Annotated in this window: 19 protein-coding genes; 6 read left to right on the forward strand and 13 right to left on the reverse strand. The window is 55.4% G+C overall.

Annotated features, from left to right (window positions below; all coding sequences use genetic code 11):
• Window positions 1-30: 30 nt before the first annotated feature.
• Both dnaN and gyrB read left to right on the forward strand, forming a co-directional pair.
• Window positions 31-1,137: a DNA polymerase III subunit beta gene (gene dnaN, locus V6M89_RS23610; protein ID WP_008453129.1), complete on the forward strand. Its 1,107-nt coding sequence runs from the start codon at window positions 31-33 to the stop codon at window positions 1,135-1,137.
• Window positions 1,138-1,271: 134 nt separating this feature from the next.
• Complete coding sequence (gene gyrB / locus V6M89_RS23615) at window positions 1,272-3,776, forward strand: DNA topoisomerase (ATP-hydrolyzing) subunit B (RefSeq protein ID WP_332855482.1); 2,505 nt, start codon at window positions 1,272-1,274, stop codon at window positions 3,774-3,776.
• Window positions 3,777-3,874: 98 nt separating this feature from the next.
• Here the strand turns inward: gyrB and V6M89_RS23620 are convergent, their stop codons facing one another.
• The gene (locus tag V6M89_RS23620) at window positions 3,875-5,008 is read right to left on the reverse strand and encodes a response regulator (protein ID WP_332855483.1); all 1,134 of its coding nucleotides are present in this window, start codon (window positions 5,006-5,008) and stop codon (window positions 3,875-3,877) included.
• 12 nt (window positions 5,009-5,020) lie between these two features.
• Entirely contained in the window at window positions 5,021-7,219 is a 2,199-nt protein-coding gene (locus V6M89_RS23625) for a sensor histidine kinase (protein WP_332855484.1), read from the reverse strand.
• 533 nt (window positions 7,220-7,752) lie between these two features.
• On the opposite strand from V6M89_RS23625, the gene dcm reads away from it, so the two are divergent.
• The 4 genes from dcm (at window position 7,753) to V6M89_RS23645 (ending at window position 11,774) form a co-directional block, all read left to right on the forward strand.
• A complete protein-coding gene (dcm, locus tag V6M89_RS23630) occupies window positions 7,753-9,120 on the forward strand; it encodes a DNA (cytosine-5-)-methyltransferase (RefSeq protein ID WP_332855485.1) in 1,368 nt (455 codons plus the stop codon).
• Between the two features lie 3 nt (window positions 9,121-9,123).
• Window positions 9,124-9,585: a very short patch repair endonuclease gene (locus tag V6M89_RS23635; RefSeq protein WP_332855486.1), complete on the forward strand. Its 462-nt coding sequence runs from the start codon at window positions 9,124-9,126 to the stop codon at window positions 9,583-9,585.
• Between the two features lie 157 nt (window positions 9,586-9,742).
• Entirely contained in the window at window positions 9,743-11,248 is a 1,506-nt protein-coding gene (locus tag V6M89_RS23640; protein ID WP_332855487.1) for an MvaI/BcnI family restriction endonuclease, read from the forward strand.
• A 55-nt stretch (window positions 11,249-11,303) separates the two neighbouring features.
• Window positions 11,304-11,774 (forward strand): EcoRII N-terminal effector-binding domain-containing protein, encoded by a 471-nt coding sequence (locus V6M89_RS23645; protein WP_332855488.1) that lies wholly within the window; start codon window positions 11,304-11,306, stop codon window positions 11,772-11,774.
• Window positions 11,775-11,799: 25 nt separating this feature from the next.
• Here V6M89_RS23645 and V6M89_RS23650 read toward each other — a convergent pair whose 3' ends face one another.
• The 11 genes from V6M89_RS23650 to V6M89_RS23700 all read right to left on the reverse strand — a co-directional run bounded on the left by V6M89_RS23650 (window position 11,800) and on the right by V6M89_RS23700 (window position 25,043).
• Complete coding sequence (locus V6M89_RS23650) at window positions 11,800-12,207, reverse strand: hypothetical protein (protein ID WP_332855489.1); 408 nt, start codon at window positions 12,205-12,207, stop codon at window positions 11,800-11,802.
• Window positions 12,208-12,401: 194 nt separating this feature from the next.
• Window positions 12,402-12,659, reverse strand: a complete 258-nt coding sequence (locus tag V6M89_RS23655; RefSeq protein ID WP_332855490.1) for a PAAR domain-containing protein — start codon at window positions 12,657-12,659, stop codon at window positions 12,402-12,404.
• Between the two features lie 12 nt (window positions 12,660-12,671).
• On the reverse strand, window positions 12,672-14,288 hold the full coding sequence (locus V6M89_RS23660; RefSeq protein WP_332855491.1) for a T6SS phospholipase effector Tle1-like catalytic domain-containing protein: 1,617 nt from the start codon (window positions 14,286-14,288) through the stop codon (window positions 12,672-12,674).
• On the reverse strand, window positions 14,279-14,872 hold the full coding sequence (locus V6M89_RS23665; protein WP_332855492.1) for a DUF3304 domain-containing protein: 594 nt from the start codon (window positions 14,870-14,872) through the stop codon (window positions 14,279-14,281). The genes V6M89_RS23660 and V6M89_RS23665 overlap by 10 nt, the downstream gene beginning before the upstream one ends.
• Window positions 14,873-15,115: 243 nt before the next feature.
• Complete coding sequence (locus tag V6M89_RS23670) at window positions 15,116-15,721, reverse strand: DUF3304 domain-containing protein (RefSeq protein WP_332855493.1); 606 nt, start codon at window positions 15,719-15,721, stop codon at window positions 15,116-15,118.
• 1 nt (window position 15,722) lies between these two features.
• On the reverse strand, window positions 15,723-16,532 hold the full coding sequence (locus tag V6M89_RS23675; protein ID WP_332855494.1) for a DUF4123 domain-containing protein: 810 nt from the start codon (window positions 16,530-16,532) through the stop codon (window positions 15,723-15,725).
• A 2-nt stretch (window positions 16,533-16,534) separates the two neighbouring features.
• Window positions 16,535-19,177, reverse strand: a complete 2,643-nt coding sequence (locus tag V6M89_RS23680; RefSeq protein WP_332855495.1) for a type VI secretion system Vgr family protein — start codon at window positions 19,175-19,177, stop codon at window positions 16,535-16,537.
• 9 nt (window positions 19,178-19,186) lie between these two features.
• Window positions 19,187-20,143 (reverse strand): type VI secretion system baseplate subunit TssG, encoded by a 957-nt coding sequence (tssG, locus tag V6M89_RS23685; protein WP_332855496.1) that lies wholly within the window; start codon window positions 20,141-20,143, stop codon window positions 19,187-19,189.
• Window positions 20,107-21,945: a type VI secretion system baseplate subunit TssF gene (gene tssF, locus V6M89_RS23690; RefSeq protein WP_332855497.1), complete on the reverse strand. Its 1,839-nt coding sequence runs from the start codon at window positions 21,943-21,945 to the stop codon at window positions 20,107-20,109. The genes tssG and tssF overlap by 37 nt, the downstream gene beginning before the upstream one ends.
• A 108-nt stretch (window positions 21,946-22,053) precedes the next feature.
• Window positions 22,054-22,974 (reverse strand): hypothetical protein, encoded by a 921-nt coding sequence (locus V6M89_RS23695; RefSeq protein WP_332855498.1) that lies wholly within the window; start codon window positions 22,972-22,974, stop codon window positions 22,054-22,056.
• Between the two features lie 140 nt (window positions 22,975-23,114).
• Entirely contained in the window at window positions 23,115-25,043 is a 1,929-nt protein-coding gene (locus tag V6M89_RS23700; RefSeq protein WP_332855499.1) for an SPFH domain-containing protein, read from the reverse strand.
• Window positions 25,044-25,131 lie beyond the last annotated feature (88 nt).

A 25,131-nucleotide genomic window follows, 5' to 3' on the forward strand; every position in this document is an offset into this window, starting at 1 on the left:
TCGTTTAATCTTTACTATTGAGGATAATCTATGCAATTGGTCAAAACCACCCGAGATACCCTTCTCCGGCCACTGCAGATCGTGAGCGGTATTGTCGAGCGTCGGCACACTATGCCGATTCTGGCCAATATCCTCATCCGCAAAGAGGGCGAGAGCGTATCCTTCCTGTCGACCGACACCGAAGTCCAGATCACCACCAACGCCGAGATCGGTTCCGGCAGCGAAGTGACCGGCACCACCGTGGCCGCGCGCAAGCTGCTCGACATCCTGCGCGCGCTGCCTGAATCGGGCGACGTGACGATGACCTTGCTGAACAAGCGCCTGACGGTACAAACCGGCAAATCGCGCTTCGCACTGCAGACGCTGGCCGCCGAAGAATTCCCGACCGTGCAGCAGGCCGACAGCTACAGCGCCTCCGTCACCTTGCCGCAGAAAACGCTGAAGCACCTGTTCAACATGGTGCACTTCTCGATGGCCCAGCAGGACATCCGCTACTACCTGAACGGCCTGCTGCTGGTCCTGGACGGCAAGAACGTGATCGCCGTGGCCACCGACGGCCACCGCCTGGCCTTCTGCCAGGTCGAGACCGAGCAATCGTTCGAGCGCCAGGAAGTGATCATCCCGCGCAAGACCATCATCGAACTGCAGCGCCTGCTGGAAGAGAACGACGAGACCGTGCAGCTGGACATCGCCGCCAACCAGGTCAAGCTGACCTTTGCCGACATCGAGCTGATCTCCAAGCTGGTCGAGGGCAAGTTCCCCGACTACACGCGCGTGATCCCGAAAGGCTACAAGAACGAATTCACGATCGGCCGCGATGAGCTGCTGCGTTCGCTGCAACGCGCCGCCATCATGACCAGTGACAAGTTCAAAGGCGTGCGCTGCATCATCACGCCGGGCAGCATGAAGATCAGCTCGACCAACGCGGACCAGGAAGAGGCCGTGGAAGAACTGGAAATCGACTACGGCGGCGACAGCGTCGACATCGGCTTCAACGTGACCTATCTGCTGGACGTGTTGAACAACCTGAAGTGCGACCAGGTCAACGTCGCGCTGGGCGATTCGAACTCGTCCGCGCTGATCTCGATCCCGGACAATGCCGACTTCAAGTACGTCGTCATGCCGATGCGCATATAAAAACGTAGCAGCAGCACCGTCATTCCCGCGAAAGCGGGAATCCATACTGAGCGATATAGGATACTCAGCATGGGTCCCCGCTTTCGCGAGGACGACGCAGTCCCCAGTAATTCGTCATATTGAGAAAGCAGCACATGTCCGCCATCCCAGAAGAGAATCCAGTACCAGTACCGGCCAAAACCGAAGAATACGGCGCCTCATCGATCCAGATCCTCGAAGGTCTGGAAGCAGTCCGCAAACGACCCGGCATGTACATCGGCGACACCTCGGACGGCACCGGCCTGCACCACCTGGTGTTCGAAGTGCTGGACAACTCGATCGACGAATCGCTGGCCGGCCACTGCACGGAAATCCACGTCACCATCCACTCGGACAACTCGATCTCGATCACCGACAACGGCCGCGGCGTGCCGACCGGCCTGAAGATGGACGACAAGCACGATCCTAAGCGCTCCGCCGCCGAGATCGTCATGACCGAACTGCACGCCGGCGGCAAGTTCGACCAGAACTCGTACAAGGTGTCGGGCGGCCTGCACGGCGTGGGCGTATCGTGCGTGAACGCACTGTCGAAACTGCTGAAGCTGACCATCCGCCGCGACGGCAAAGTGCACTACATGGAGTTCGTCCGTGGCGTGCCGCAGAACCGCGAACTGGCGGAGAAGGACGGCTTCGCCGTCTCGCCGATCAAGGTCATCGGCGACACCGACAAGCGCGGCACCGACGTGCACTTCTGGGCCGACGAGGAAATCTTCACCCACGTCGAATTCCACTACGAGATCCTGGCCAAGCGTATCCGCGAACTGTCGTTCCTGAATAACGGCGTGAACATCAAGCTGACCGACCAGCGCAACGGCAAGGAAGAGATCTTCGCGTTCGAAGGCGGCACCCGCGGCTTCGTCGAGTACATCAACAAAGCCAAGACCGTGCTGCACCCGACCGTGTTCCAGGCCACCGGCGAACGCCTGTCGGACCAGGGCACCAACATCTCGGTGGACGTGTCGATGCAGTGGAACGACGCCTACAACGAACAGGTGCTGTGCTTCACCAACAACATCCCGCAGCGCGACGGCGGCACCCACCTGACCGGCCTGCGCGCCGCGATGACCCGCGTCATCAACAAGTACATCGAAGAGCAGGAATTCGCCAAGAAGGCCAAGGTGGAAATCTCCGGCGACGACATGCGCGAAGGCCTGACCTGCGTGCTGTCGGTCAAAGTGCCTGAGCCGAAGTTCTCGTCGCAGACCAAGGACAAGCTGGTGTCGTCCGAAGTGCGCGGCCCGGTCGAAGAGATCGTCGCCAAGACGCTGTCGGACTACCTGCAAGAAAAACCGAACGACGCCAAGATCATCTGCGGCAAGATCGTCGAAGCGGCGCGCGCGCGCGAAGCGGCCCGCAAGGCCCGCGACCTGACCCGCCGCAAAGGCATCATGGACGGCCTGGGCCTGTCGGCCAAGCTGGCCGACTGCCAGGAAAAAGATCCGGCGCTGTGCGAACTGTACATCGTCGAGGGTGACTCCGCAGGCGGCTCCGCCAAGCAGGGCCGCGACCGCAAGTTCCAGGCGATTTTACCGCTGCGCGGTAAGGTGCTGAACGTGGAGAAGGCGCGCTTCGAGAAGATGCTGTCGTCGGAACAGATCACCACGCTGATCGCCACGCTGGGCACGTCGATCGGCCCGGACGAATTCAACGTCGAGAAGCTGCGCTACCACCGCATCATCATCATGACCGATGCGGACGTCGACGGCGCCCACATCCGCACGCTGCTGCTGACCCTGTTCTATCGCCAGATGCCGCAGCTGGTAGAGCGCGGCCACATCTACATCGCGCAACCGCCGCTGTACAAGGTCAAGGCCGGCCGCGACGAGCGCTACCTGAAGGATGACGCGGAAGAAGCGAGCTACATGATGAACGTGGCGCTGAACACCGCCGCGCTGATGCCGCGCGAAGGCGCCGATCCTATCGTCGGCGAACCGCTGGGCGAGCTGGTGCGCCAGTTCAACCTGGCCAACGTCATCATGACGCGTCTGACGCGCGTGATCGACCGTGCGGCGCTGACGGCCATCATGACTGGTGTGACGCTGGATCTGAGCACGCAGGAACTGGCTGATGTGTCGGCCCGCGCGCTGGTGGCGGAGATCAACGATATCGCGGTCAAAGTGACGGTGATTTCGGATGAGCTGTCCGAGAAGCACGCGCTGCGCATCGAGCGTATGCATCACGGTAACATCAAGGTCAGCTCGATCGATGCGGACTTCGTGCAGGGCGCGGACTACAACGTACTGGCCAGCGCGGCAGCCACGTTCAAGGGCCTGATCGGCGAAGGCGCCTACGTGCGCCGCGGCGAAGGCGAGCGCACCAAGGAATCGGCCGTGGTGGACTTCCACCAGGCGATGCAGTGGCTACGTGATGAGGCGGAACGTGTGGTGTCCAAACAGCGCTACAAAGGTCTGGGTGAGATGAATCCGGATCAGCTGTGGGAGACCACCATGGATCCGACCGTGCGCCGTTTGTTGAAGGTGCAGATTGAGGACGCGATTGCTGCGGATCAGATCTTCACTACGCTGATGGGTGATGACGTTGAACCACGACGTGCCTTTATCGAAAACAACGCGCTGCGCGCTGGTAACATCGACGTGTAGTGCCGCATCCCGTGGGCTACTCAATTGAAACCTGAATGACCGATATACGATAAAAATGGCCCTCACGGGCCATTTTTATTGCAGAAAAGAATCAAAATCTACTTCGTAAGCTGACTTACCAATGCATCCCATTCCAAATCCGGGGTGCCGACTCGACCGTAATATCGGACATATCTACTTTGAACTGATTCCGCAAATGGAGTGTCGAGAGTTGCCAATCGGCGATACCCTCCATCAGTATGAATTTCCATGACTGGTACTTGCAATAGATGCTGATAGTCAACAATCAAATCTGGTAGGAAGCTAGTCCCTGGTAAAAATTTATACCTATCGGGTTGAACTTTTTTCCCTTGACGATTGTCGGCTAAAAGGCTGCGCAAGGCGCTCGTGATCGATTTTGGAAGTGGCTCAGTACTTGTCTTTCTATGATTCTCGGCGTTTGTGAATTCCGTCGTACTCGTCAAGAGCTCACACTCAGCAAGCAACGCCTTTTCAGCTTTACATTGAGAAAAATCGCATGCGGGATTTAGCACAACAAAATACCTCTTTCCTTCCTCACTATCCCTTTCAAGAATATCGCCAAAACCTACACTGTCCGCCATTGGCGGCCAAATATACAGCTCAATCGGATGAATAGTTTCACTTTCATCGTGCTCAGGCTTAAAGAACCGGCGAATTGCCTTTCCGGCTAGCGCATTTGCCAATCGCCGCCCCAATAAAAAGGCCAGCTCATTCGGTGCAGCCTCTCCATGATTCCCACCCGAAGATTGCTCCACATGCTCCCACAGAAATTTCCGCTGTTCCTCTTGAATATGACGAATCAGCTGTGGCAAATTTGTGGAGAATACCTCTCGAATCGCTTCTCGTAACCGTTCAGTATCATCGCCTTTTCGCACAACCTTTACAAAAGCGCTACTTTTATCCTCCACTTTTTGCGCAAAACCAGTATAGAAGACGACTGGCGTAAACTGCCGTTGCCGCAGCTGCTCCATAACCCTTTCGCCGCTAAGCTCAGCATTTGGGTCATCGCCATCGTGCGCCTCATCCTTTAAGTCTAAAATAATTAAGTCGAATTTTGAGTATTCTATTAATTTAAGCGCCTGATCAAAACCATCTGCAATGACCGCATTTATTTCTTTTCCATCACCCAAGGTCCTTTTACTGGCAACGATTGCTTTAGTAGTTTCCGCTTGATCTCGCTCATCATCAACGATTAGAACATTCCAATTCATTAAGATCTTCTCCTAAACTCGTTTTCGTAAAATTATCTGAAATGCAGCACCACCCAATTTATTTGTATCCAACAGCGATAAGGATCCACCATAATAGTCCCGAATAATGTCGCCGCAAACTGCCAAGCCCAATCCTGTTCCATCTGGTCTCGTAGAAAAATATGGATCAAAAATTACTTCTTTGAATTCATCTGAAATTCCAGGCCCACTATCTGCGAAGATAATTTCGACAACACTCGCTTCGGTCCGGGTAATCTGCACGGCAATCTTCCTTTTCTCTTTTTCCACGGAAGCTAACCAATACAGGCTATTTTGGATTAAATTAACAAAAACTTCTTGCAGTTCAGCCGGATCCACTGTGACCAGGGTACTCGTGGAAGGGCGAAATATAACCACTCCTAGTTTTTCAATTTTATCGGCAAAAATATCAATTGCATCGGATAGAATTTTCTCAAGGTAAAGTTGCCCCGGTCGTCCTCGTTTTCTACCACCAAAGGGTTCGACTCTATGGAAAACTCCATCCAAAACCGCACTTTGCGTGCGGATCTTTTCAAATCTGCCATGCAGCTTCGCAAGTATCGGATTTTCAGCTAATCCGTGGTCCTCTAAATCCTCTTTACCTAGTGTAGATTCGGCGACGATTTTTGACAGAGGTTGACGCCCTTGGTGCAGGAGCATATCAATAAGCTGACCAAGGGTCACCAGCCCATGATAACGGGCAACAGTTTTCTTTATTTCATCCAACTGAATCGTAAAATTATCTTCGATTTGTTTAATGAGTTGCTGGGTTTCGACGTCAGCCGGATGTGACTCCTTCAAGTGCGCGCTAAAACTTGATAAATCTGGTTTGGCAAAAAGTCCTCCCCCGGATTGGTCCCTTCCAACAGGAGTTGAGTCTTCTCTTCTTGATTTTTTCCTTATCGCTTCCAAATGCGACAACACCGCGATCATAATTTGCATCAAATCCTGCTTGGCATCACTTTCGCGTAAACCTTCACGATTGGATTGATCTTTCAACTCAGGATTTTCATTTGCACCTATGGAAATATATCCAAGAATTTGATTGTTAGAAAGCCTCAGCGATGGATTTTGAACTCGACGAATATCTAAGCGAAGCCAATCATTATTTGGTTCACCGTATGGTAATACACGAAATCCATCTCGGTAAATATTGATGCCTGCGTACAAATCCAACTCACGCCGAATATTTGATATCGAAGCGCCTGTGATTTGAACTATATTTCCAAGATCATCACGATCCCAAACTCTGAGTTCGATTTTTAAAGGCCCGCATTTTGGTTCAGACTGCCCACTCAACGCTGTATTCGACTCACCTAACAGCCAAGTTCCGTTGAAATTTTTCAATTTACCGACTAATTTCTCGTGCGTGCCGCTACGCTCCACAGAATAATTAATCGCATATTCACCCAGCGAATCAACCTCGCCCGAAACAATATAGTGAGGAAACTTCACCACCTCGGGTGGACCTATATCTTCGGAGAATCTCTCAAACTGATCCGATGCATCAAGTTTTATTGAAAAATCTTTAAAACCAGAAAATGGTGAAATCAACCGGGACAGCGCTCGTCTTAAGTCTTGGAAATTTGCTTCAGACCAATCATTTTTTAACCCATTCATGCGCAGGCAAGTACCATGTATGTTTTTTTTCGCATTAGTATCGGAAACGTCCTTTACGTTAAAAAAATTTCCTAAGGCGTCAGACACCGCACGATTTTCAGTAAGTATTTCGACCTCATCCAAATATTTCTCATTATCATCAAACTGAGACCAGTCAACCTCAGCATGCGCCTCGTATTGATCGCCCGAACGCTTGCTAATAAGCTCCGTATATGTCGCTAAGCGCGCGGCAGCGAAACGACCAATTCCTTTTTCGCCAAGTACGCGTCGCCCGGAGGGACTAGTGCGCAGAATCTTTTTGCTTGGTGTTGCTGGTTCCATCCAGATCCGACGAATAGTATCGATGTCCATACCTGTACCATCGTCAAAAACCTCGATTGCCCCCCGGCCACGCAGCAGTGGGCCGATGAAACGAATATGGACATGAGTTGCATCAGCATCAAACGAGTTCTTAACTAACTCAATAAGAGCAACGCTATCGCTGCTAATAAGTTCCTCACCCAGCGTTTTCATAATTCGCGCACGTGGCCGGAAGACACTGTCTTTCTTCACACCAGAGCCGTCTAACGTCATTTGAACACTCCTAAATTCTCTCTATCTATCGGTGCTGTAACGAGAAATTTATTTAAATTGCGACAAAAATGCAGCTTGCCCTTGCCAGACATGCGGCTATGTCGACAGGCGCGAAAGAAACCGCGGCATCCCTTAAACGTGGACTTATAGTTATATATTTTTTGACAAATTTGGTCAACATAAATACTTCTTTATCGACTTAGCCACCTCCTTAGGCTCCGTCGGGTGCAAATGCACAGCCCATCAACGCATGAACTAGAAGTGTTCATTGCTAAGAGGCTTTCAACTTGCAACAAAATGCTGCACTCCCAGCCCAAACCTTATTTATATTGGGATACAAGCTAATGCAGCACAAAGTTGTCAGCAGAGCACAACTAAATTTGAGTGACCAAGATTCGCTACCTCGCGCTGACAATACTGGTTTAACATACAGTATAATGTGTGATGATGCGCTGGCTGCGCCATCGTTCCGATGAGTCGGGACAAACGGCCGCCTTACATCCATTTCGCGCTTACCCAAACAAAGAGAAGACATGATTTCCACTCGTGAAGAGCTAGCCTTGCTGACGCAGGCGCTTGAAAGCTATAACCACAAGCAAGTTGCTGAGCATCTGAATGAGGTCTCACCTGGAACTTGGACACGCGAAACCCTGAAGCGCTGGGTGGCGGGAAAGGATGATGTAAGGCTCAGCCAAGCAGAGTTCATCCATCTGCAAGATTTGCTCCCTAAGGCACCTAAAGGCAAAAAGTACGATTTCGATTTTATTGATCTTTTCGCCGGAATCGGGGGCATCCGAAAGGGCTTTGAAGAGGCTGGAGGACGATGTGTTTTCACCAGCGAGTGGAACCCTTACGCGGTTCGCACCTACAAGGCCAATCACTATAGTGACCCACTGAATCACAAGTTCAACTCGGACATTCGTGAAGTCACTTTAAGTGCAAACCCAGACGTCACGGAGGAGGAGGCATATCGATTCATTGATGGGCAGGTCCCCGATCATGATGTGCTGCTAGCAGGATTCCCATGCCAGCCGTTTTCGATCGCAGGTGTCTCGAAAAAAAATTCGCTCGGCCGTAAACATGGTTTTGAGTGCGATACACAGGGCACACTCTTCTTTGATGTGGCACGAATTATCGCAGCCAAACGGCCGGTCGCCTTCGTACTTGAGAACGTAAAAAATCTAAAGAGCCACGACAAAGGAAATACCTTCCGCGTGATCATGAAGGCGCTAGACGAGCTCGGCTACTGGGTTGCGGATGCTGAGAGCACTGGTGCGGAAGACTACAAGATCATCGACGGTAAGCACTTCGTCCCGCAGCATCGAGAGCGTATCGTTCTCGTCGGATTCCGTAAGGACCTCAATGTTCATAATGGGTTCACGCTGAAGGACGTAGCTAAGCTCTACCCAAAGAAGAAGCCAACTTTGGGTGACATACTGGAAAAGCAGGTTGAGCCGAACTACATACTCACGCCGAAACTTTGGCAATACCTGTTCAACTACTCGATCAAGCATAAGGCCAAAGGGAACGGCTTCGGCTATGGGCTCGTGAAGGCACATGAGGTCACACGAACTCTGTCCGCCCGCTACTACAAAGATGGCTCTGAAATTCTGATCGATCGCGGCTTCAACCCTGAACTCGATTTTGAACACAAGAAGAACATTGAGAATCGCCCTCGAAGACTAACTCCTCGTGAATGTGCGCGTCTCATGGGCTACGATGCGCCTGGCGAGTATGGATTCCGCATACCTGTTTCGGACACGCAATCCTATAAGCAGTTCGGTAACTCCGTCGTGGTACCTGTATTCGCTGCCGTCGCAAAGCTCATGAAAGATCGCATCGTCGAAGCAAAACAACGCGCTGCACAACAGCCTCGTGATCGCAACAGGCTAGCAGCGTAAGCAATGAGTGACGTTCACAGCCCGGAGAGCCGCAGTAAGAATATGCGTGCGATCCGGAGCAAGAACACTCACCCCGAACTCACTCTTCGAAAACTCCTCTTCGCACGCGGCTTCCGTTTCCGTCTTCACGTGAAATCGCTCGCCGGCCACCCAGACATCGTCTTACCGAAGTATCGCGTGGCCATCTTTGTTCATGGCTGCTTCTGGCATGGGCACGGCTGCTATTTATTCAAGCTTCCCGTCGCACGGCGAGAGTTCTGGCAAAACAAAATTTCCCAAAACCGGCAGCGCGACCTTCGGGATACGGAGGCGTTGCAGCAATCAGGTTGGCGGGTCCTGACAGTCTGGGAATGCGCCCTAAAGGGCAGGCTAAGGTGGGAGCCCAACGAGCTGGCAGATCGCATTGCGAATTGGATTTTCTGTAACGTAGAACGGGATCAGCAGAGCGAAGTCCAGCATCGATAACCAAGCATAGGCTAGTACCATCCTAGTAAATTATACGTAAGTGATTGATTTTAATCATATTAAAATATTTGTCGATTCTAATTGAAATTATTTTTCAGAAAAATTCTCACGCTCATCATTTCCTTGTGCTAATCTAGTGCCTTGCACAGGAGAAAAAATGAGCTCACCGTCCACTGGCCTACCTTCAGAATTTGAGCATCACATCCATTCGGTACTCGAACTGAAGACTTTGCTATCTTCAATTGGAGCGGATCTGGCACTTTTGAAAGTGCTGCCGAAAAATGCAAACGATAAAAACCAAATCTATATCGCTTCAGATTTCGGCGTGATCTTCGACTTGTTTCGCTTGACGCTGTCCGAACGTGGTGAGAGCACTAGCCTGACGAAAGATCACTCGCTGCCGGGCAAACGCATCTCGGAAGCGGTATTCGATGATTTTGCTTGGCTGCGGAGAGATGGCGCGGAAGTGAAGGCGCGACGCTTGAAGGCGATCATCTACACCCAATACCCAGAGGCTCGCCTGTCCGGCCTTCAGACAATCGAAGGCACCATACCCGCTTCACTGTCGGTCAACTTTACCAAGTCGAACCCAGATGCAAAGCGACTGCTGGTGCTGGCACGACTGCCTCGCGGAAAATGCATCGGTTTCGTGTGCCTGGATATGTCCGCGGACTTTGAAGTTCAACTTAAAGCCCTGCCTGGTTTTGAGCGGGCCCCAGCATGCAAGCGCCTAAGCGTCGAACAAAACCGCAGCGATGAATTGGAGAGGCGCCTTGCTTCCATCGTCGACCAACCAATTCGCGGCTGCCGGTTGGATGCCTTCGGTCAAACGCTCCCGTTCTCCGGAACTCAGGTCTGTGGTTACACATTGGAGCACGCGCTGGGTATTGTCCCCAACTCTAACAAGGACGGAGACCTATTTGGTATTGAGCTAAAGACGCATACTAATCCTAAAGTAACCTTGTTCACGCCGGAGCCTGACGGAGGAGCTTACACCCAGGACTTCGCCGCATTTATGACGACTTACGGCTACAAGGACACCGATGGAGATTACCGGTTGACTGGACTTCACCGCGCAGATGCAGTGTGCTCAAAATCGGGCCTCACCCTGCGCGTTCGGGAAAAACGACTCGATGCTGACGGAGTGGTGCGCTCGTATCCGTATAACCCAGATACACCGCTAACGCCAAAACTCGACAGCGTCGATGTCGCCCTGATCGGGCCGGCAGGAGAGGTAGCGGCCTCCTGGAGCTTAGAGCGTTTGATGAACTGCTGGGGTGCAAAACATAACGAGGTTGTGTACATCCCCGCAATCAAGGACAAGAACCCAAATACCGTTGAGCACGACCAAGGCTTCGAGCATCTGATTACGTTCGGCGCAAAGGTCATGTGGTGCAGAGATACTACTGCAGAGAACCTGCTCAAGGCGATCAAGGCTGGCGTCATCTACCTCGATCCGGCACCGAAACTGCATGCCTCCGATCCAGCAAAAAATAAGCGACGCGCACAGTGGCGCGTGAACGATATCACCAAAGCAGCAGAAGTGTTGTATGCCCGCGTTGAGTTTCGACAGATCACACCAAACGGGGCCGTGATCAAATCAGCAGTGCGGCCACCGCTTGCAAACTCAGCCCTGCCCCAAGGCTTATTGTTCCCCAATTAATCACGGCGCGGCATCAATTCCAATTAAACCTGGCGTAGAAAACTCAAGGAAAATCATGAAACCTGATCACCTGAATTCATCTGCAGAATGGGATGCCCCATTCTTTAAAGTTCTCGCAAAAAACGATACCGGAGCGGGCAAAGGTCACCAAGCCGGTGTCCTGATCCCGAAGGCACTTCGGCCGTATTTTCCTGTACTTAATGGAAGTACGTCTTCATCAAATCCAACAATTGATCAACGGGTCAAAGCTGCACTGTACGATGGGGAACGGTTTCTAAGCGTCGTGGACACTCGCTACCAATACCAGTCATGGCACGACACCCGCTCGCATGAAGCTCGCCTTACCGATCAGCTGGGCCCGATCCATAAGATTGCTCAAGCTGGCGATGTACTTGTTATGCAGAAGAGCAATCGCGATCCCGACCACTTCAAACTAACGCTCGTGAAAAAGACCAGTACCGGCTTCCATACATTGCGGCCAATCATTGGTCGGCGTCGCTGGGGACCGCTCAACATCGAAAGGTAGGTGTACGCCCTCCTACCCGATTGAATCAATCCTCTGCGTATAGAGCCAAGCTTGGAACCGTTCCGACGAGGGCTTCCGCGGTAGCATAAAAAACCTTTCCCAATGCGCGTAAACATGGAGAGATTTCGACAACCGCACCAGTCTTATATGCCCCAGCCGATGCGCAATCAACTCGACCGGCGAAGGCTTCCATCTTGGTCTGGTGTTCGTGCAAATACAATTCGGACATCGAGCCGCCCTCTTGCACGTAGACGTATGATGGTGTTGATTTTTCTTTCAATAGTGCGGCACATTCTTGATCGACGGTGATACGTACTTCCCCACCTGGCAAGCACTCGTATTGGATCGCCCGTTTCGACGTCATGACGTAGAGAGCGACTGCGATCGCGTCATCTTGGTTTAAAAATATCTTTGATACAGGGGTCTTGGTCATCGGTTGTTCCTCATATGAACCGCGAAAGCTGCCCCGCATTAGCTACTTTCCTACCTTGCAGGGCAAAATCAGTTAGACCGCCGTTTAACTAGAAAAATCTTTTGCTTCGCAAAAAAAGACTTAACAAGCGGCTGAAATACCGTCGCTCTTCATCACCGACGCTTACCCGACGCATGGTTCACTTCTGCAGAAAATCAGATTGACGAGATGAGCTTTGCGCCGCAGGCGGCCTTGTCGCCGTTGTAAGCAACGGCTCGCCCCTCATGGTGACGCTCGCTGCCTGCGGTTTGAATGGGGAAAGTTCCCTTGCACTGCGGGCATACAGTCAAATCGCCTTCCACCGCTACGGCTTTCCCCAATACCTTGAAAGTTGGCTGAGCAGAGGTGACCGTACCTCCGTGCGAAGTCTTGTCGCCCAATCGAATTACGCCGCGTCCCTCACTGTTCTTCATAGCAAAGGTCCTTCAACCAATGTAAGGCGCATCGGAACCGCGAAACAAACGTCGATACCGCCAGTGCCCGGTCGGCTCCACAAGTTTCTTGCGGAAGCCGGCAAGCGAGTCATGAACAAAGCCGTCAAAGAATGCTGCCAGCGTGGGGGAGATTCTGGATTGCGCAGCAACACGAGCGCGCAGGTCCATGGCCTCTGGCTCTAAGGCAGGTAAAGCGACTTGGGTGCCATCACGGTCATAAGGCCTCTTCTTCCATTTAGCTGTTTTGGAATAATTGAACATCTGCATTTGCTCGTCGAGCCAGCAAAACTGCTGGTTGCCAGCCAATAAGTAGCTTCGGTCCTCTGGATTGGCTCTCATAGCCTGTCCTGTTTTTTCGTAAACCGACCTCGTCTGCCAACGCCATACGAGATAAGGGAGCATCCAATCGCCCAATGATCTCGGCACCTCGGTTGAGATGTCGATGAATTGGTTGAATGCAACTGACAGCTCATCGTGCACCGCGAAGGTAGCTTTGCCATTGGTTCCTGGCCGATCCTTTGACAATGGAACGTTGGCCGCAACAGCACAGTCATACATATGATTCAACGGAATCTGCGAAAGTTTAAGTGAGTCCGCGATAGACACTCCCAGTTCACCAGGCCTATAGCCGCCGCCAACATCGCTATGAGAACCTGGATAAACATACTCGACGCAATTGGGGGGAAGATCGTGATTAAACAGGACTGTGTCCAGCGGAAAATTTTTTCGTAATTCGTGGATTGCAATCAAATGAACGCAGTTTTCGACCGTTGGCAGAATCCGTAAAACGTCGGGTGTCGCCCAGTTGGAATGTCCACCTGTGGTACGTAGCTGGTCATTCTTGATCCCTTCCCATACACCCACTGATGCAACAGTATCCATCAAACCTAGAAAACGAAATCGAAGAGGAATTCCCGCTAGCCCCGAACTATTCAGAAGATCACTTAGCCAGTGACAAAACACCCTCGCTTCAGTTGCTCCGCGAGAGAAGCCGAATATATCGAGAAGACATTCGCAAACCTTGGGAGTCCGCTGAGTCCGCATTGTTTTTTCGATACTATTTATACATGCGATTAAGTACCGTCCGCTTCGACTTCTTCCGTCACCATCGACCAAGCTAGCAACTAATCCAACTTTCTCAAGTAGCTTCTTGTCAGCCTTTGAAGGACTAGAATTGCATAACGCCTTACGTAGTTCTTTGCTGAACAGTTCGGCATGAAAAAGACTTTTGTGAATTGCGTCAAAAACGCGCAAAAGAGCAAATACAATACGTGAGTCACCGCCGCTAGCGAACGCACCGCCCGTAGTAGTTTCTGTGTCTTCCCCTATCAATGGAAAGGGCGTACCTAGGCCCGGAATATATACTGCATAATTACCTTCTTCATAATTATTTGGATACGCATCGTACAGTCGCGCCACATTGGAGTGCGCTTGCTTTCCCTTATCAAGTTCAAGATTGTTACCCGTTCCATCAAAGAAAATTCCTATCTGCATCGTCATCTCACAAGCAGAAGCGTCGACATATCGAACAGGTTTTGAAGACTTGATGCTTTGAACGGGAGCAGTTCGAGTGACGCCGAATTTATCCGTTGCCTCGTTCATTGCCATTTGTTTCTCCTCCGGTCAGCCTCATCTAGCTCCGCTTGAGTAAACATTTCCTTGATGGGCCAACCGGCGGTTGCCTTTGGGTCGCCCTCGGCCGGACCACGCCGTACAGGATGTGCTGTACTCAAAGTCGAATACATTGTGGACACGACACGAACCCTACCTCTCGGAAAAAAGTGAACGTACAGCTCACCGACGGTTTCGTACTTTTCCACTGGAACTTTTGCGATATACATACCCCTAGTCGTAACGCTTTCAAAGTTTCCAGCCTCTATTTCTTCGCGATTTTCGTGCGACCAATCTGTTACCTCCCACCTAACTTCGACGACAAGACCTGGACGCCACTGCCTGGGGAGCACTACGCAGCAAACCGATCCTCCTCCCCCGCCCTCCCGTCCAACGTTAGTACCACCGTATTTATTCACATAAAATTCTGAGATGTTGAAGTCATGACCGAGATGCTGAACTCCGACAATATCGGTAGGAACAAACTCATCTTCGCGAGAGGAGCGATACTCAGAGTATCCAACGTAGAGCGTGACGCCAGTGACCAGAACCAGCAGGGTGCGAAATACGTACTTTTTCATCTCCCAACCTCCCCTTAAATGAAGACTAGCCATACGGCACAAGTCCAGGCGCGCCGCAAGACGAGATCAGGTTGCTCAAACCCATTCTGATCACCTATTTTGACGAGAGAAGTCAGCACCACAAGCCGCCTTATCACCGTCGTAAGCAACATCTCAGCCCTCGTAGTGCCGCTCGCTATTTGTGAGGAGAGCGGTTTTGAACGGGAGCAGTTCGAGTGAGGCCGAATTTATCCGTTGCCTCAGTCATTGCCATTTGTTTCTCCTCCGGTCAGCTTCATCTAACTCCGCTTGAGTAAACATTTCCTTGATGGGCCAACCGGCAGCTGCCTTTGGGTCACCATCGACCAGGCCATACCGTACTGGATGTGCTGTACTCAAAACCGAATACATTGTGGACACGACACGAACCCTGCCTTTCGGAAAAAAATGAACATACACATCACCTGATCTTTCGTTTTCATATTTCTCCAACGGCACTCTCGCGATATACATCCCCCTCGTCGTGACGCTCTCAAATTTCCCAGCTTCAACTTCTTTGCGGTTTTCTGGTGGCCAGCCATCTACCTTCCATCTGACTTCGACGATAAGACCTGGGCGCCATTTAGAGGGAATTACGATGCAACAAACTTCTCCTCCTCCGCCCCCTTCCCGTCCAACGCCAGTTCCACCGTATTTATTTACATAAAATTCTGATATGAGGTGATCAGGACCGAGATGCTGAACTCCAACAACAACGGCCGGAACAACCTCTTCTTCGGGAAAAAAGGAACGATACGCGGCGTATCCAATGCAGAGCGTTACGCTAATGGCTAGAACAAGCAGGGAGCGAAATACATACTTTTTTTTCATCTCAGCCGCCTCTTAGATGAAGACCGGCCATACGATGCAAGTCCTTGCGCCGCAAGACGGGATCAGGTTGCTCAAGCACCTTCGTCAAACTGGGTTGAAGCAACAGTCTTCCATCGGAATCAAATACGTCACGAGTAAATAACAAAAGTTCCGTATCCTCCGTGTGTCCCGCAGAAAGCCATATCTGGAGTGCCTGCTCAGCGTATTCGTACGATTTCAAAGTTGAGTAATCGTAGGACTGGTCTGGTCGCATCTTGCGCAAATTAGCAAGCAACTGATCCACGCTCATGGCGCTTTTCAAGGATGCAATTTGATCGTCATTCAGCAATAGGGGAGCTGTCAGTGACGCATCCGATTTCAGGATCGGGAGCGATTTCAGTTTCCCATCGCGTCCGTGAATTTTCCAACACTCAAACGGCGCCACGATTGACGACCATTGGTCAGCAGTCAGGCATACGGATAGTGCTGCCAGCACTGCACAGTCTGCAAATCGCAACGTCAGCTCCATATTGTCTTCAGTCTTGACGTATATGAACTGGCGAAGATGCTCCTGAAGCTTGATCAAAGTGAGCTCCGTCTCGATGAACGAGATCCCCAACTGCGGGCGCAGAGCATTGACCAACGTCATCACAGCATCAAGGCGATTACAAATGTAGGCCCGTTCGATATCAATCAAAATTGGGCTGACTGGTATCCCGTCCCGCTCGTATAACGTGGCGAGCCAGCTTAGTTTGCGAGACTTCCTTGTCCACGGCTTATCCTTGGGGTAACCGATCAAGGTCGTATCGATGAGAATATATGTTGAGGCCATAGCTAAGTTCCGGATTTGGCAAATGGGCTGTGGGCGTCGGCTGCGATCAATAGACACGGCACACATATCTTGTGGGGCACCTTATCGCCCAGGAATGAGATGCTTCGGTTTTGCCCAGGAAAAGTTTGATGGTCGGCTGCATACATCTCATGTTTTCCGGATGTGTAGCCCTTGATTCCAGCCGCGCTTAACTCCAGCTCCGTGCCGCCACCATTGAGTCGCACGCCCTTCTTTGCCTTGATGGTGATCCAATCAGTGTTGCTGATAATCTCCACCACTTTCTTGGCCAGCACCTGTAACTGGTCGTCTTGAGCCTGTAGGGCAACCTTGCCACTTGCCGCTGTCACCTTGATATCACCTTCGTTTGCAAAAAAGCTCATGGCCTGCACCGAGCGCATTGATGTCGTCTCACCGGATGCCAGAGATATTGCGGAAGCGCTGACGATATCGACAGTAGTGGCGGCGCCTATTGCGACGTTTTTATTGCTGGTGCAGATCAGGCCCGCCGGGCCGCTAAGTGCAACTATAGGTGCACCGCCATCGTCAAGATTCTTCAGCTTCTCAATCAGGTTTGACAAGTCTTTGCTTTGCGCTTGGTCGCCGGCGTGCTGCTCTGCCTGTTCACTTAACTGGGAGACCAGCTTTTGCAAGCCTTCTGCAATGCTAAGGAGTTCGGATCGTTCAAGGTGCTTTCCTGTCGCCGCATCGCCAGACTCAGCGGTGATGAGAACGCCCTGCATGCCACGCACCGCCACGTTCATATCGCTGCGCAGTTCAGCACCGGATCCGCGTTGATCGGCTTGTCCAGAGGCCCGTGGCTGGGATAGCCAGCCAAGATTCAACTGACTTGCGCCGTGATCGCTCGCCAGCTGTGTACTAATCTGGCCGTTCGTATCGTCAAATCGCAGCTGATTGGCGCCAGCACCTTTCACTTCACGGCTTCGTATGCCAGAAAGGTAGCGGTTGCCTGGTAGATCTCCCCTGTTGCTCAACGCAACTGGCCGCGCTTGCTGGTTGTACAGTTGGCCAACAATAACTGGCTTGTCCGGATCACCGCCGAGGAAGTTGACCAGTACCTCCGTGCCGATGCGTGGTAGTCCAATGGTGCCGCATTGTTGCAGGCTGCCGGGGCCGTCGCCAGCCCAGTTCGAGGCGACTCGTACCCACGCGGAATCAGTCTGTGTATCGGAGGCGCCGGCGTTCGCAGCCTGCTCGTGATCGACCTCCCGCGTGCCAGGGAAGCGGATTTTTACGCGGCCCATCTGGTCGCAGTGGACTTCCTCCCCTTCCGGTCCAACGACGATCGCGCTTTGCATTAGCGCCTGCGGCAGATCCGTGCGCGGATCGTAGGCCGGCACAATGATCACCCCACGCCGCACGGCCGTGAACTGAATATGCATGCGCAGCGGTCCCGATGCCACCTTGTCCGCCACATCCCTCTGCATCTGCAACTCCTGCGCGCCCTGCATCCAGCGGCTGCGGGCGAACAGGCGTTCCACTCGCGTCGCCAAGGCCTTGGGCAGGTTGTTCTGCGCATTCACCTGCAAGGCCGTGACGACAAAATCCCGTTCCTCGGCCGGATGTTCATCCACCTCGGGATGTTCGGCCAGCGTGAAGTACTCCCCCGCGCACAGATCGCGCACGCTGCCTTCGCCGTGGAAGCATTTCGTTTCATAATCGTGCCGCTGCATCCGCAGCCTGCCCAGGCGACACAAGTCCTCGTTGTCATCCCCCGCATGCGGCGCCAGGATTTGATAGTCGTCCAGGCTCGCGGCCAGCTCGTTGCCGCTCACGCCCTGATTCACGCCGCTGTTGGCGTCCATCATCATGAAGTCGCGGCCTTGCGAGTTGCGATAGTCCCAGCTATGCCGCGTCACCGTTCCCGGTTGCAGGCTGCGCACCGCACTCCAGGAGGTGATCGTGTCGCGCTGCTCGGTCGCCGCGTCGCGGTGATAGCGGATGGTGCCGGCGGCGTTCTGGCGCAGGCTGTCGGCGTTGTTGAACAGCACCAGCGTATGCACCGGATACTCGCCCCCCTCCGCGCGCACGAACCAGCCTATGCCGCGCCGCTTCAGCAGGCGCCGGATGAAGGCCGCGTCCGATTCGTTGTGCTGCATGGTGAACTCGCGCTGCGGATATTCGCGCTGGTGGAAGCATTCGTCCACCTCGTGCTTGAAGCAGGTGCCGAGGATGGGACTCTTGTGCCGCCATTCGTTCAAGATGCGCTGGACGATCTCCACCTCGTTCATGTTGCGGAACACGCGCGTGTTGGTGCGCTTTTCCAGTATCGACAGCGCATCGCGCAGCACCAGCTGGTAGCTGGCCAGGCCGCCGTCGCTGTCGCCCGAGCTGGCCTCAGTAACGATGCCGCAGACGCTGCGCAAGTCTCCCGTGTCGGTGACGAATTCCAGCGCGGCCGGCACGGCGATCATTTGCTTCAACGGCAGATACGCGTCGGACGATACACACAGCACGCGATACTCGATGCCGCCGCACAAGGTCTCCGAGCCGAACACCCGCTGCGGCAGCAACATGTCGTCGTTGACGCCTCCCGGCAGATCCAGCCGCAGGCGCAGCGGCCGGTTGCTGGCCACCAGTTCCTTGGCCAGGCCCATGAAGCTGAAGAAATCATTATCGCTTTCCACATTCGCTCCTCAGGTATGCAGCAGGTACATCAGCTCTTCGCGGTTCTGGCTTGGCGACTCGCCAACCAGGCAGGTGTTGACGCCCAGCCTGCATCCGCCATCCAGACTCGGCGCGCACACATCCTCCGCCCGCTGGATCAGATGCACTTCATACGTCATGCCCACCCCACAGTGCAGGCACAGCATCGCTTCCAGCCGCGGCGCGGCGCTATGGCCGGGCAGGAAATCTTCATAGACCGCGCTATCCAGCGGACCGATACGCAGCCGCACGCGCGCATCGCAACCGTAGATGCGCTCGCCCAGCATCACGCCCGCGCCCAGGTCGACATGGGCCTTGCCCAGCTGCGCCTGATGCGCCGCAGGCAGCGCTTGCCACTGCCCCACCAGCTGCTCCACGACAAAGCGCACGTTGAAATACTCCGAGTAGATCCCCGCCATCAGCGGTGCCGACACGCTGCGGCTCCGAATCTGCATCGCGTAGCGCGCCAAAGTCTCGCGATCGACCGATCCATCGGGTGCCGTACCGGACAGTGCAAGCAGCATCGCGAGAAAACCGTCGTCGCCATCCGGCGCCGTCATGCATTCCGGCCGGTGCTTGGCCCACGCCTGGTAAAACATGCACAACGACCGGTGCGACAGCATGTCCAGGAAAGCGCGCGGACCGCCGTCGTTGCTGGTCCTTTCGTGACGGTTGATGCGCTCCGAGTAGTGCAGCGGCAGCGCGCCGTGGCTGCCCAGCAGGCCCATGAAGGCGGGCGTCAGGCGGATCAGGTCGTCGCCGTCGTCGCTGACGTTCTCGATCTGGTTCGGCGGGAACGCCAGCGACAGCCGGTTGCGATAGCGCAGCCGGCGCGGCGGTTGCGCCTGCTCGACCAGGCGCACCGCCTGGAAGAACTCGAAGCCCTGCGGCTCCGCCAGCAGTTCGTCGATCAAGCCAGCGTCAGTGCGCCGTTGCGGGGCAGGCATCGCAGCAACTCCTTTCCGCTCACGTGGGACAGCACGACCAGTTGCGTGAAGCTATTCAAATGCACGTGCAGGCCGAACAGATGATCGAGCACCTGCGCAAAGGCGTGCACGCCGGTGCCGGCATACGCCTCCTCGTCCAGCGACACCCGCACTTCCACGCCGCGCAGATAGGCGGTGCCGCGCGCCTGCCGCACCCACGCGGTGGCCGGCTGCTGCGACAGCGCCATGACGCCGTCGATCTGCCGCTGCGAGACGGCGCTGTCCTGCTGGGCGTACAGGCGCAGCATCGCGGTCAGCGCCGGCAATCCTTCCTGCGTCAGCGAGCGGTGATTCAGGGCCAGTTGCGTGATGAGTCCCCATTGATTGCTACCGCTTGCCTGCCGGTAGGACAGCGTCGGCCGCCGCAACAGGCGGATCGGGAAGCTGCCGGCGGCCGCCTCGGTGCTGAGGTCCCCGCGCGCGCGGCCGTATTGCAAGCCATGCGGCAGATTGCGATTGGTGCAGGTGACGCGCACCGATGCCGTGCCCTCGTCCAACTTCAGCGGCGAGAAATCGCGGTCCACCAGCGCGAGCGTATATTCGTGACCGGCGGCGGCATCGGCCAGTTCCTCGTCGCGATGGGCGAGCCAGTAGTGGCCTTTGCGGCTGTCCTCCTCGCCGTGGCGCAGCGAATAGTAGGGAAAGAACTCGGTGAGCGAACTGCCTTGCGGCGTCTTGCGCAGCAGCTGCACCGTATCGATGCTGTAAATTTCGCAGGCGCTGCCTGGCATCTCGTCCGGCATCAGCGGATAACTGCTGCGACGATGGTCGATGCGGATCGGCGTGGCCGGCTGGGTGAACAGGTTGATCACGGGCGTGCAGCCCAGCACCAGATGGTCTTCCGACAGCGTGCGCAGGATGCGCGCGGCCGGCGCGTCGGGCCGCACTTCGGCCAGGGCGATGCGCAACGTCAGCCGCGAGCAATCGGCCGGGCTGGCGGCCACCAGTGCGGCCAGGTCGATATCGAAGAAGTCGAATTTTTCCGGAAAGGCAAAGTATTCGCTCAACAGCCGGTAGGCGCTGTGCTCCGAGGGCGCGGCTGGCAGCAAGGCGTCCTCGGTGGCGAAACCGGCCGGCGCGACCGGCAGGCGGTCCAGCATGCGCCACTGGCCGTCCGTCTCCACGCAGGCGCAGGCTGCGCGCATGAAGAGCATGTCGCGCAGTGTGGCCCGTAGCGATGCCTCGCCGTCGATGAAGACGCGCAAGGTGGACAGGTCCAACGTCGCCAATCCGCGCGCGGCGGCCGTGCTGTCGATGGTAATGCAGATCGCGGAGCCGGCCTCGCCCGGCAGCGGCAGGGTCGACGGCGCCTGGATGTACGGTTCGAACCAGGCGGCGCTGATGGTCAGCGGCGCCACCGTCACGTCGTAGACGGTGCGGAAGCGGCAAGCGACGGCGCTGCGTCCCAGCGACTTCATTTCCGTGCCGCGCGGCAGCGTGGTGACGCTGCTAATTTCGTTGACCTTGGCGCCGCTGTAGTCGATGCGGGCGATGGAGCAGGAAGGAATCGGCCGCAGGTAGTGCGGATACAGCATGCCCAGCAGCGCTTCGGTGAAGTTGGAATAACCGTCGTCGAGGAGCTTGGCGACACGGGCGTTGAGAAACGCCGTAGCCTGGATCAGCCGTTCGACATGCGGATCGGCGCAAGTCTCGCCGCTCATTTGCAAACTGCCTGCCAGCTTGGGGTAGCGACTTGCAAACTCGGCGCCGGTACGCCGCAGCATGCTCAATTCGCGTTCGAAGTAAGGCAGCAGTTTTTCCATCGTGGCATCCGTCGCAAGATGGGCGGCCCACAAAAATTTATGGACCGCTCAGGTTGCCGATCATGTCACGACAGCAGACTCACCTATTTGATCTTCAGCAACGCAGACTTACTTCGTCACCCGCTCCCATCCAGCGCGCACTGCTTCCTTGAACTTCTCCCAACTCGACAACGCATGCTTGCTTTCCCAATCGCTGCGCAGCTCAGGTTCGACGTGCTCCCACGGCTTGTCCTGGTAACCGGGATTACCCGCCATCGACTGGCCGTAGCGGTACGCCGGATCAAACTCCTGATAGGTGTTGCCGCCGTAGGACATGGTCTTCTCCCAATGCGTGCGGAAGTACACGGCATCGTCGTCGGTTTCGTCGCCGCGCAGGATGTTCAGGCTGTCCTGGTTGGGCCCTGCCGAGTCGCGCGGATAGATGCGCATGCCGCTGCGCTGCACCGTGCTCTGCTCCGAGATCGGCACGTTCACGCCGGTCAGCGACGGCGACACCGTTTCGCCGCGCTGCATCGAACCCGGCGTCAGCAAGCCTTGTTCGGAGCGCGCAAAGTCCACCGCCTCCTCGCGCTGGCGGATGCCGTGCTGCTCCGGCGCGCTTTGCTGCGCGCCCAAGCCGCTCTGCTTGGCGCCGGCCCCGCTGCGCAGCACCTCGCCGCCGGTCCAGCCGCTGGCGCGCCACATGGTCTCCTGTTCGTCGATGTCGATCGGATTGAAATCTTCCACGATGTCGGCCGCTCGGTCGGCCGCTTCGACGCCGACAGTCTGGATGGTCAGCACCACGTGGCCGCGATTCAACGCTTCCGCGTAGATGTGGCGGTCCGCATGCTCGCGCCCCAGCAAGCCGCTGAACATTTGCTTGATGCTGTCGAGGATGGATTCGTTGTCGTTGATGCGCGGCGTGCCGGCCACGCTGCCGGAATCGCTCACGGTGATGCTCTCGGCGGCATAGCCGCTGTGGATCAATTCGTCCTTGGCTAGGTTAGCCTCGGCACGGGTTTCAAATACAGCTGCCAGTGTGTGTGTCATGGTGGGCTCCTGGGTTGAGACGCTATAGATCTGTCACCATTCCAGTCTACGTCCGATGCGGCAGGGGTAGCGCCCGTTTGCCAGCAGGAAATCTCTGCGCACGAACACCGGCGATGTCCGTGCGCTCCCGCTGCTTAAGATCAGCCTTTATTTTCGATAGCCTGGGTCAACTCCCCAGCCTTCATCGCGCTCATCAGCCCCATCAGCGTGCTGAAGGCGTTGCTGTCGCCGCCGCCCATCTGCACTTGCGGCACCAGCGGCACCTTGGCCGTTTCAAACGCTTCGGCCAGGCGCAGCATCACGGTCTGCATCAGCTGCTTGTCCGCGCCCTCGCCCTGCATCGCCTCGGACTTGGCCTGGATGGCCGCAGCCTCCGCCTCGCCCACCGAGCGGATCGCCGATGCGCGGCCCGCGCCTTCCATCTCCTGGCGGAACTTGTCGGCCTGCGCCAGCGCTTCGATTTCCTGGCGGCGTTTCTCGGCGGCCTTGACGTTGGCCGAACCCTGGTTCTCCTTGATCGAAATATCCACCAGCGAGCCGGTCAGCTCCTTCTGCTTGGCGGCGCGCTGTTCGGCTTCGTTCAGCTCACGCTGCTTGTCGGCCGCGATCTGCTTCTGCGCAAACGTCTCGACCTGCTCGCGGGCGATCTGGCGGTCGCGCAGCTGGGCCATGATGTCCTCGATCTTGTTATCGCCAGGCTGCGGTTTCGGCGTGCCGATCAGCACTTCCTGGAATTCCAGCGAATAGGCCTGGAAGCGCTGCTTCATGTCGATCGACGCGTTGTTCTGCAACTCGCTGCGCGACTGGATCAGGTCGATGAAGGTCTTGGTCTGCGATACGTTTTTAAAGTACGACGACACCATCGGATCGAGCGTCTGCTCGACCAGCTGCGCCACGTTGCCGAAGCGCTGCACCACCATCGGCGCCTTGCGGTAGTCGATGTGCACCACCACCGACAGCGGCAGCTGCGGCTCGAACGCGTCCTTGGTGATCAAGGTGATCTCGCGCAGGTTCTTGTCGAAGTTGGAGCCGCTTTCGCCGGACTTCCACATCAGCACGAAGTTGGTGGTCGGTACCAGCTCGATCTTGCCGGCGTAGGTGTTGAAGGCGTACTTGCCCGGCATCAGCGCATCGCGCCACACGCCGCGGCAGCCGGTCTCCACCAGCTCGCCGTGCGAATACTCGGTGCCCGACAAGTCCGTGCCCACCCGGCCCGTGTACGACACCACCACGCCGACAAAGCCGACCGGGATGATGGTCTTCTTGATGAACTCCACCGTCGCAAACAGGCGGTTGATGAAGTAGGTGCCCTCCACCAGCACCCGCTCCTGGCGGCCGCGACGGCCACCGGCGGCGAGGAATTTCTCCGGCTCCTGGAAGGCGTTGTGGGTGTCGCCGACATCGGGCGCCAGCAGCTCGTCCTTCAGCAGGCCGGGACCGTCCTGCACCGTCACCACGGCCAGCTGGTCGGAGTCATGCGAACCGGTCACTTCCTTGATCACCACAGGCTTGAAGCCGCCGCGCTCGTCGAGCACGCCGCGCATCTGCTGGTAGTAGGCTTTTTCCAGCGCGTCGAGCGACATCGAGTAGGTCGTCTCTTCCGTCATCACGACGAACAGCGCGGGGTTGATGATATGTGTACCTTCGCGCAGCACCATGCGCTGCGGGCCTTTCTGGCCGCCGTCGCGCAGGAAGTCGCGGACGTTGCGGAAGTCGACGATGCGCGAGTTGTCGGCCAGCGTCTGGCCGGCAGGCAGGTCCAGGCCGTCGCGGGCGAAGACGTAGGCGATGGTGCCCTGCGTGACCGACACCATCGGATGGATGTGCACGCGATACTGGAACGGCGCGAAGAAATGGAAGCCACCGCGGCGCAAATCAGGCTGCAGGCCGGCCTCGCCATTCAACGCCAGCAGGCCGTTCTGCACAGACCCGGACGAGCTCCATAGTTTTTCAATGACCCCGACTCTATCGTTGGGGATGTACTTGATGATCCCGGAAAACTTGATCAGGGCTGCGATGATTAAAATCAGGACGACAACGGTCACTTCACTGCCAAGCAGGGTAAACATACAAACCTTTCGGTTGTGGAAAAAGCTGTGGATGCAGGTGTAGCGTGTGCGGTCTGACGCAGCTAGCGCGGCGGGCTGGCAATGGTCA

The sequence above is a fragment of the Duganella sp. S19_KUP01_CR8 genome (assembly GCF_036688705.1).
Classification (GTDB): Bacteria; Pseudomonadota; Gammaproteobacteria; order Burkholderiales; family Burkholderiaceae_D; genus Rugamonas.

Coding starts and splice junctions, on each gene's coding strand:
- V6M89_RS23645 (WP_332855488.1), top strand. CDS start 11,304: ATGAAACCTGATCACCTGAATTCATCTGCAGAATGGGATGCCCCATTC.
- gyrB (WP_332855482.1), top strand. CDS start 1,272: ATGTCCGCCATCCCAGAAGAGAATCCAGTACCAGTACCGGCCAAAACC.
- V6M89_RS23665 (WP_332855492.1), bottom strand. CDS start 14,872: ATGAAAAAGTACGTATTTCGCACCCTGCTGGTTCTGGTCACTGGCGTC.
- dcm (WP_332855485.1), top strand. CDS start 7,753: ATGATTTCCACTCGTGAAGAGCTAGCCTTGCTGACGCAGGCGCTTGAA.
- V6M89_RS23695 (WP_332855498.1), bottom strand. CDS start 22,974: ATGACACACACACTGGCAGCTGTATTTGAAACCCGTGCCGAGGCTAAC.
- V6M89_RS23660 (WP_332855491.1), bottom strand. CDS start 14,288: ATGGCAATGAACGAGGCAACGGATAAATTCGGCGTCACTCGAACTGCT.
- tssG (WP_332855496.1), bottom strand. CDS start 20,143: ATGCCTGCCCCGCAACGGCGCACTGACGCTGGCTTGATCGACGAACTG.
- V6M89_RS23675 (WP_332855494.1), bottom strand. CDS start 16,532: ATGGCCTCAACATATATTCTCATCGATACGACCTTGATCGGTTACCCC.
- dnaN (WP_008453129.1), top strand. CDS start 31: ATGCAATTGGTCAAAACCACCCGAGATACCCTTCTCCGGCCACTGCAG.
- V6M89_RS23655 (WP_332855490.1), bottom strand. CDS start 12,659: ATGAAGAACAGTGAGGGACGCGGCGTAATTCGATTGGGCGACAAGACT.
- V6M89_RS23700 (WP_332855499.1), bottom strand. CDS start 25,043: ATGTTTACCCTGCTTGGCAGTGAAGTGACCGTTGTCGTCCTGATTTTA.
- V6M89_RS23625 (WP_332855484.1), bottom strand. CDS start 7,219: ATGACGTTAGACGGCTCTGGTGTGAAGAAAGACAGTGTCTTCCGGCCA.
- V6M89_RS23650 (WP_332855489.1), bottom strand. CDS start 12,207: ATGACCAAGACCCCTGTATCAAAGATATTTTTAAACCAAGATGACGCG.
- V6M89_RS23635 (WP_332855486.1), top strand. CDS start 9,124: ATGAGTGACGTTCACAGCCCGGAGAGCCGCAGTAAGAATATGCGTGCG.
- tssF (WP_332855497.1), bottom strand. CDS start 21,945: ATGGAAAAACTGCTGCCTTACTTCGAACGCGAATTGAGCATGCTGCGG.
- V6M89_RS23640 (WP_332855487.1), top strand. CDS start 9,743: ATGAGCTCACCGTCCACTGGCCTACCTTCAGAATTTGAGCATCACATC.
- V6M89_RS23620 (WP_332855483.1), bottom strand. CDS start 5,008: ATGAATTGGAATGTTCTAATCGTTGATGATGAGCGAGATCAAGCGGAA.
- V6M89_RS23670 (WP_332855493.1), bottom strand. CDS start 15,721: ATGAAAAAAAAGTATGTATTTCGCTCCCTGCTTGTTCTAGCCATTAGC.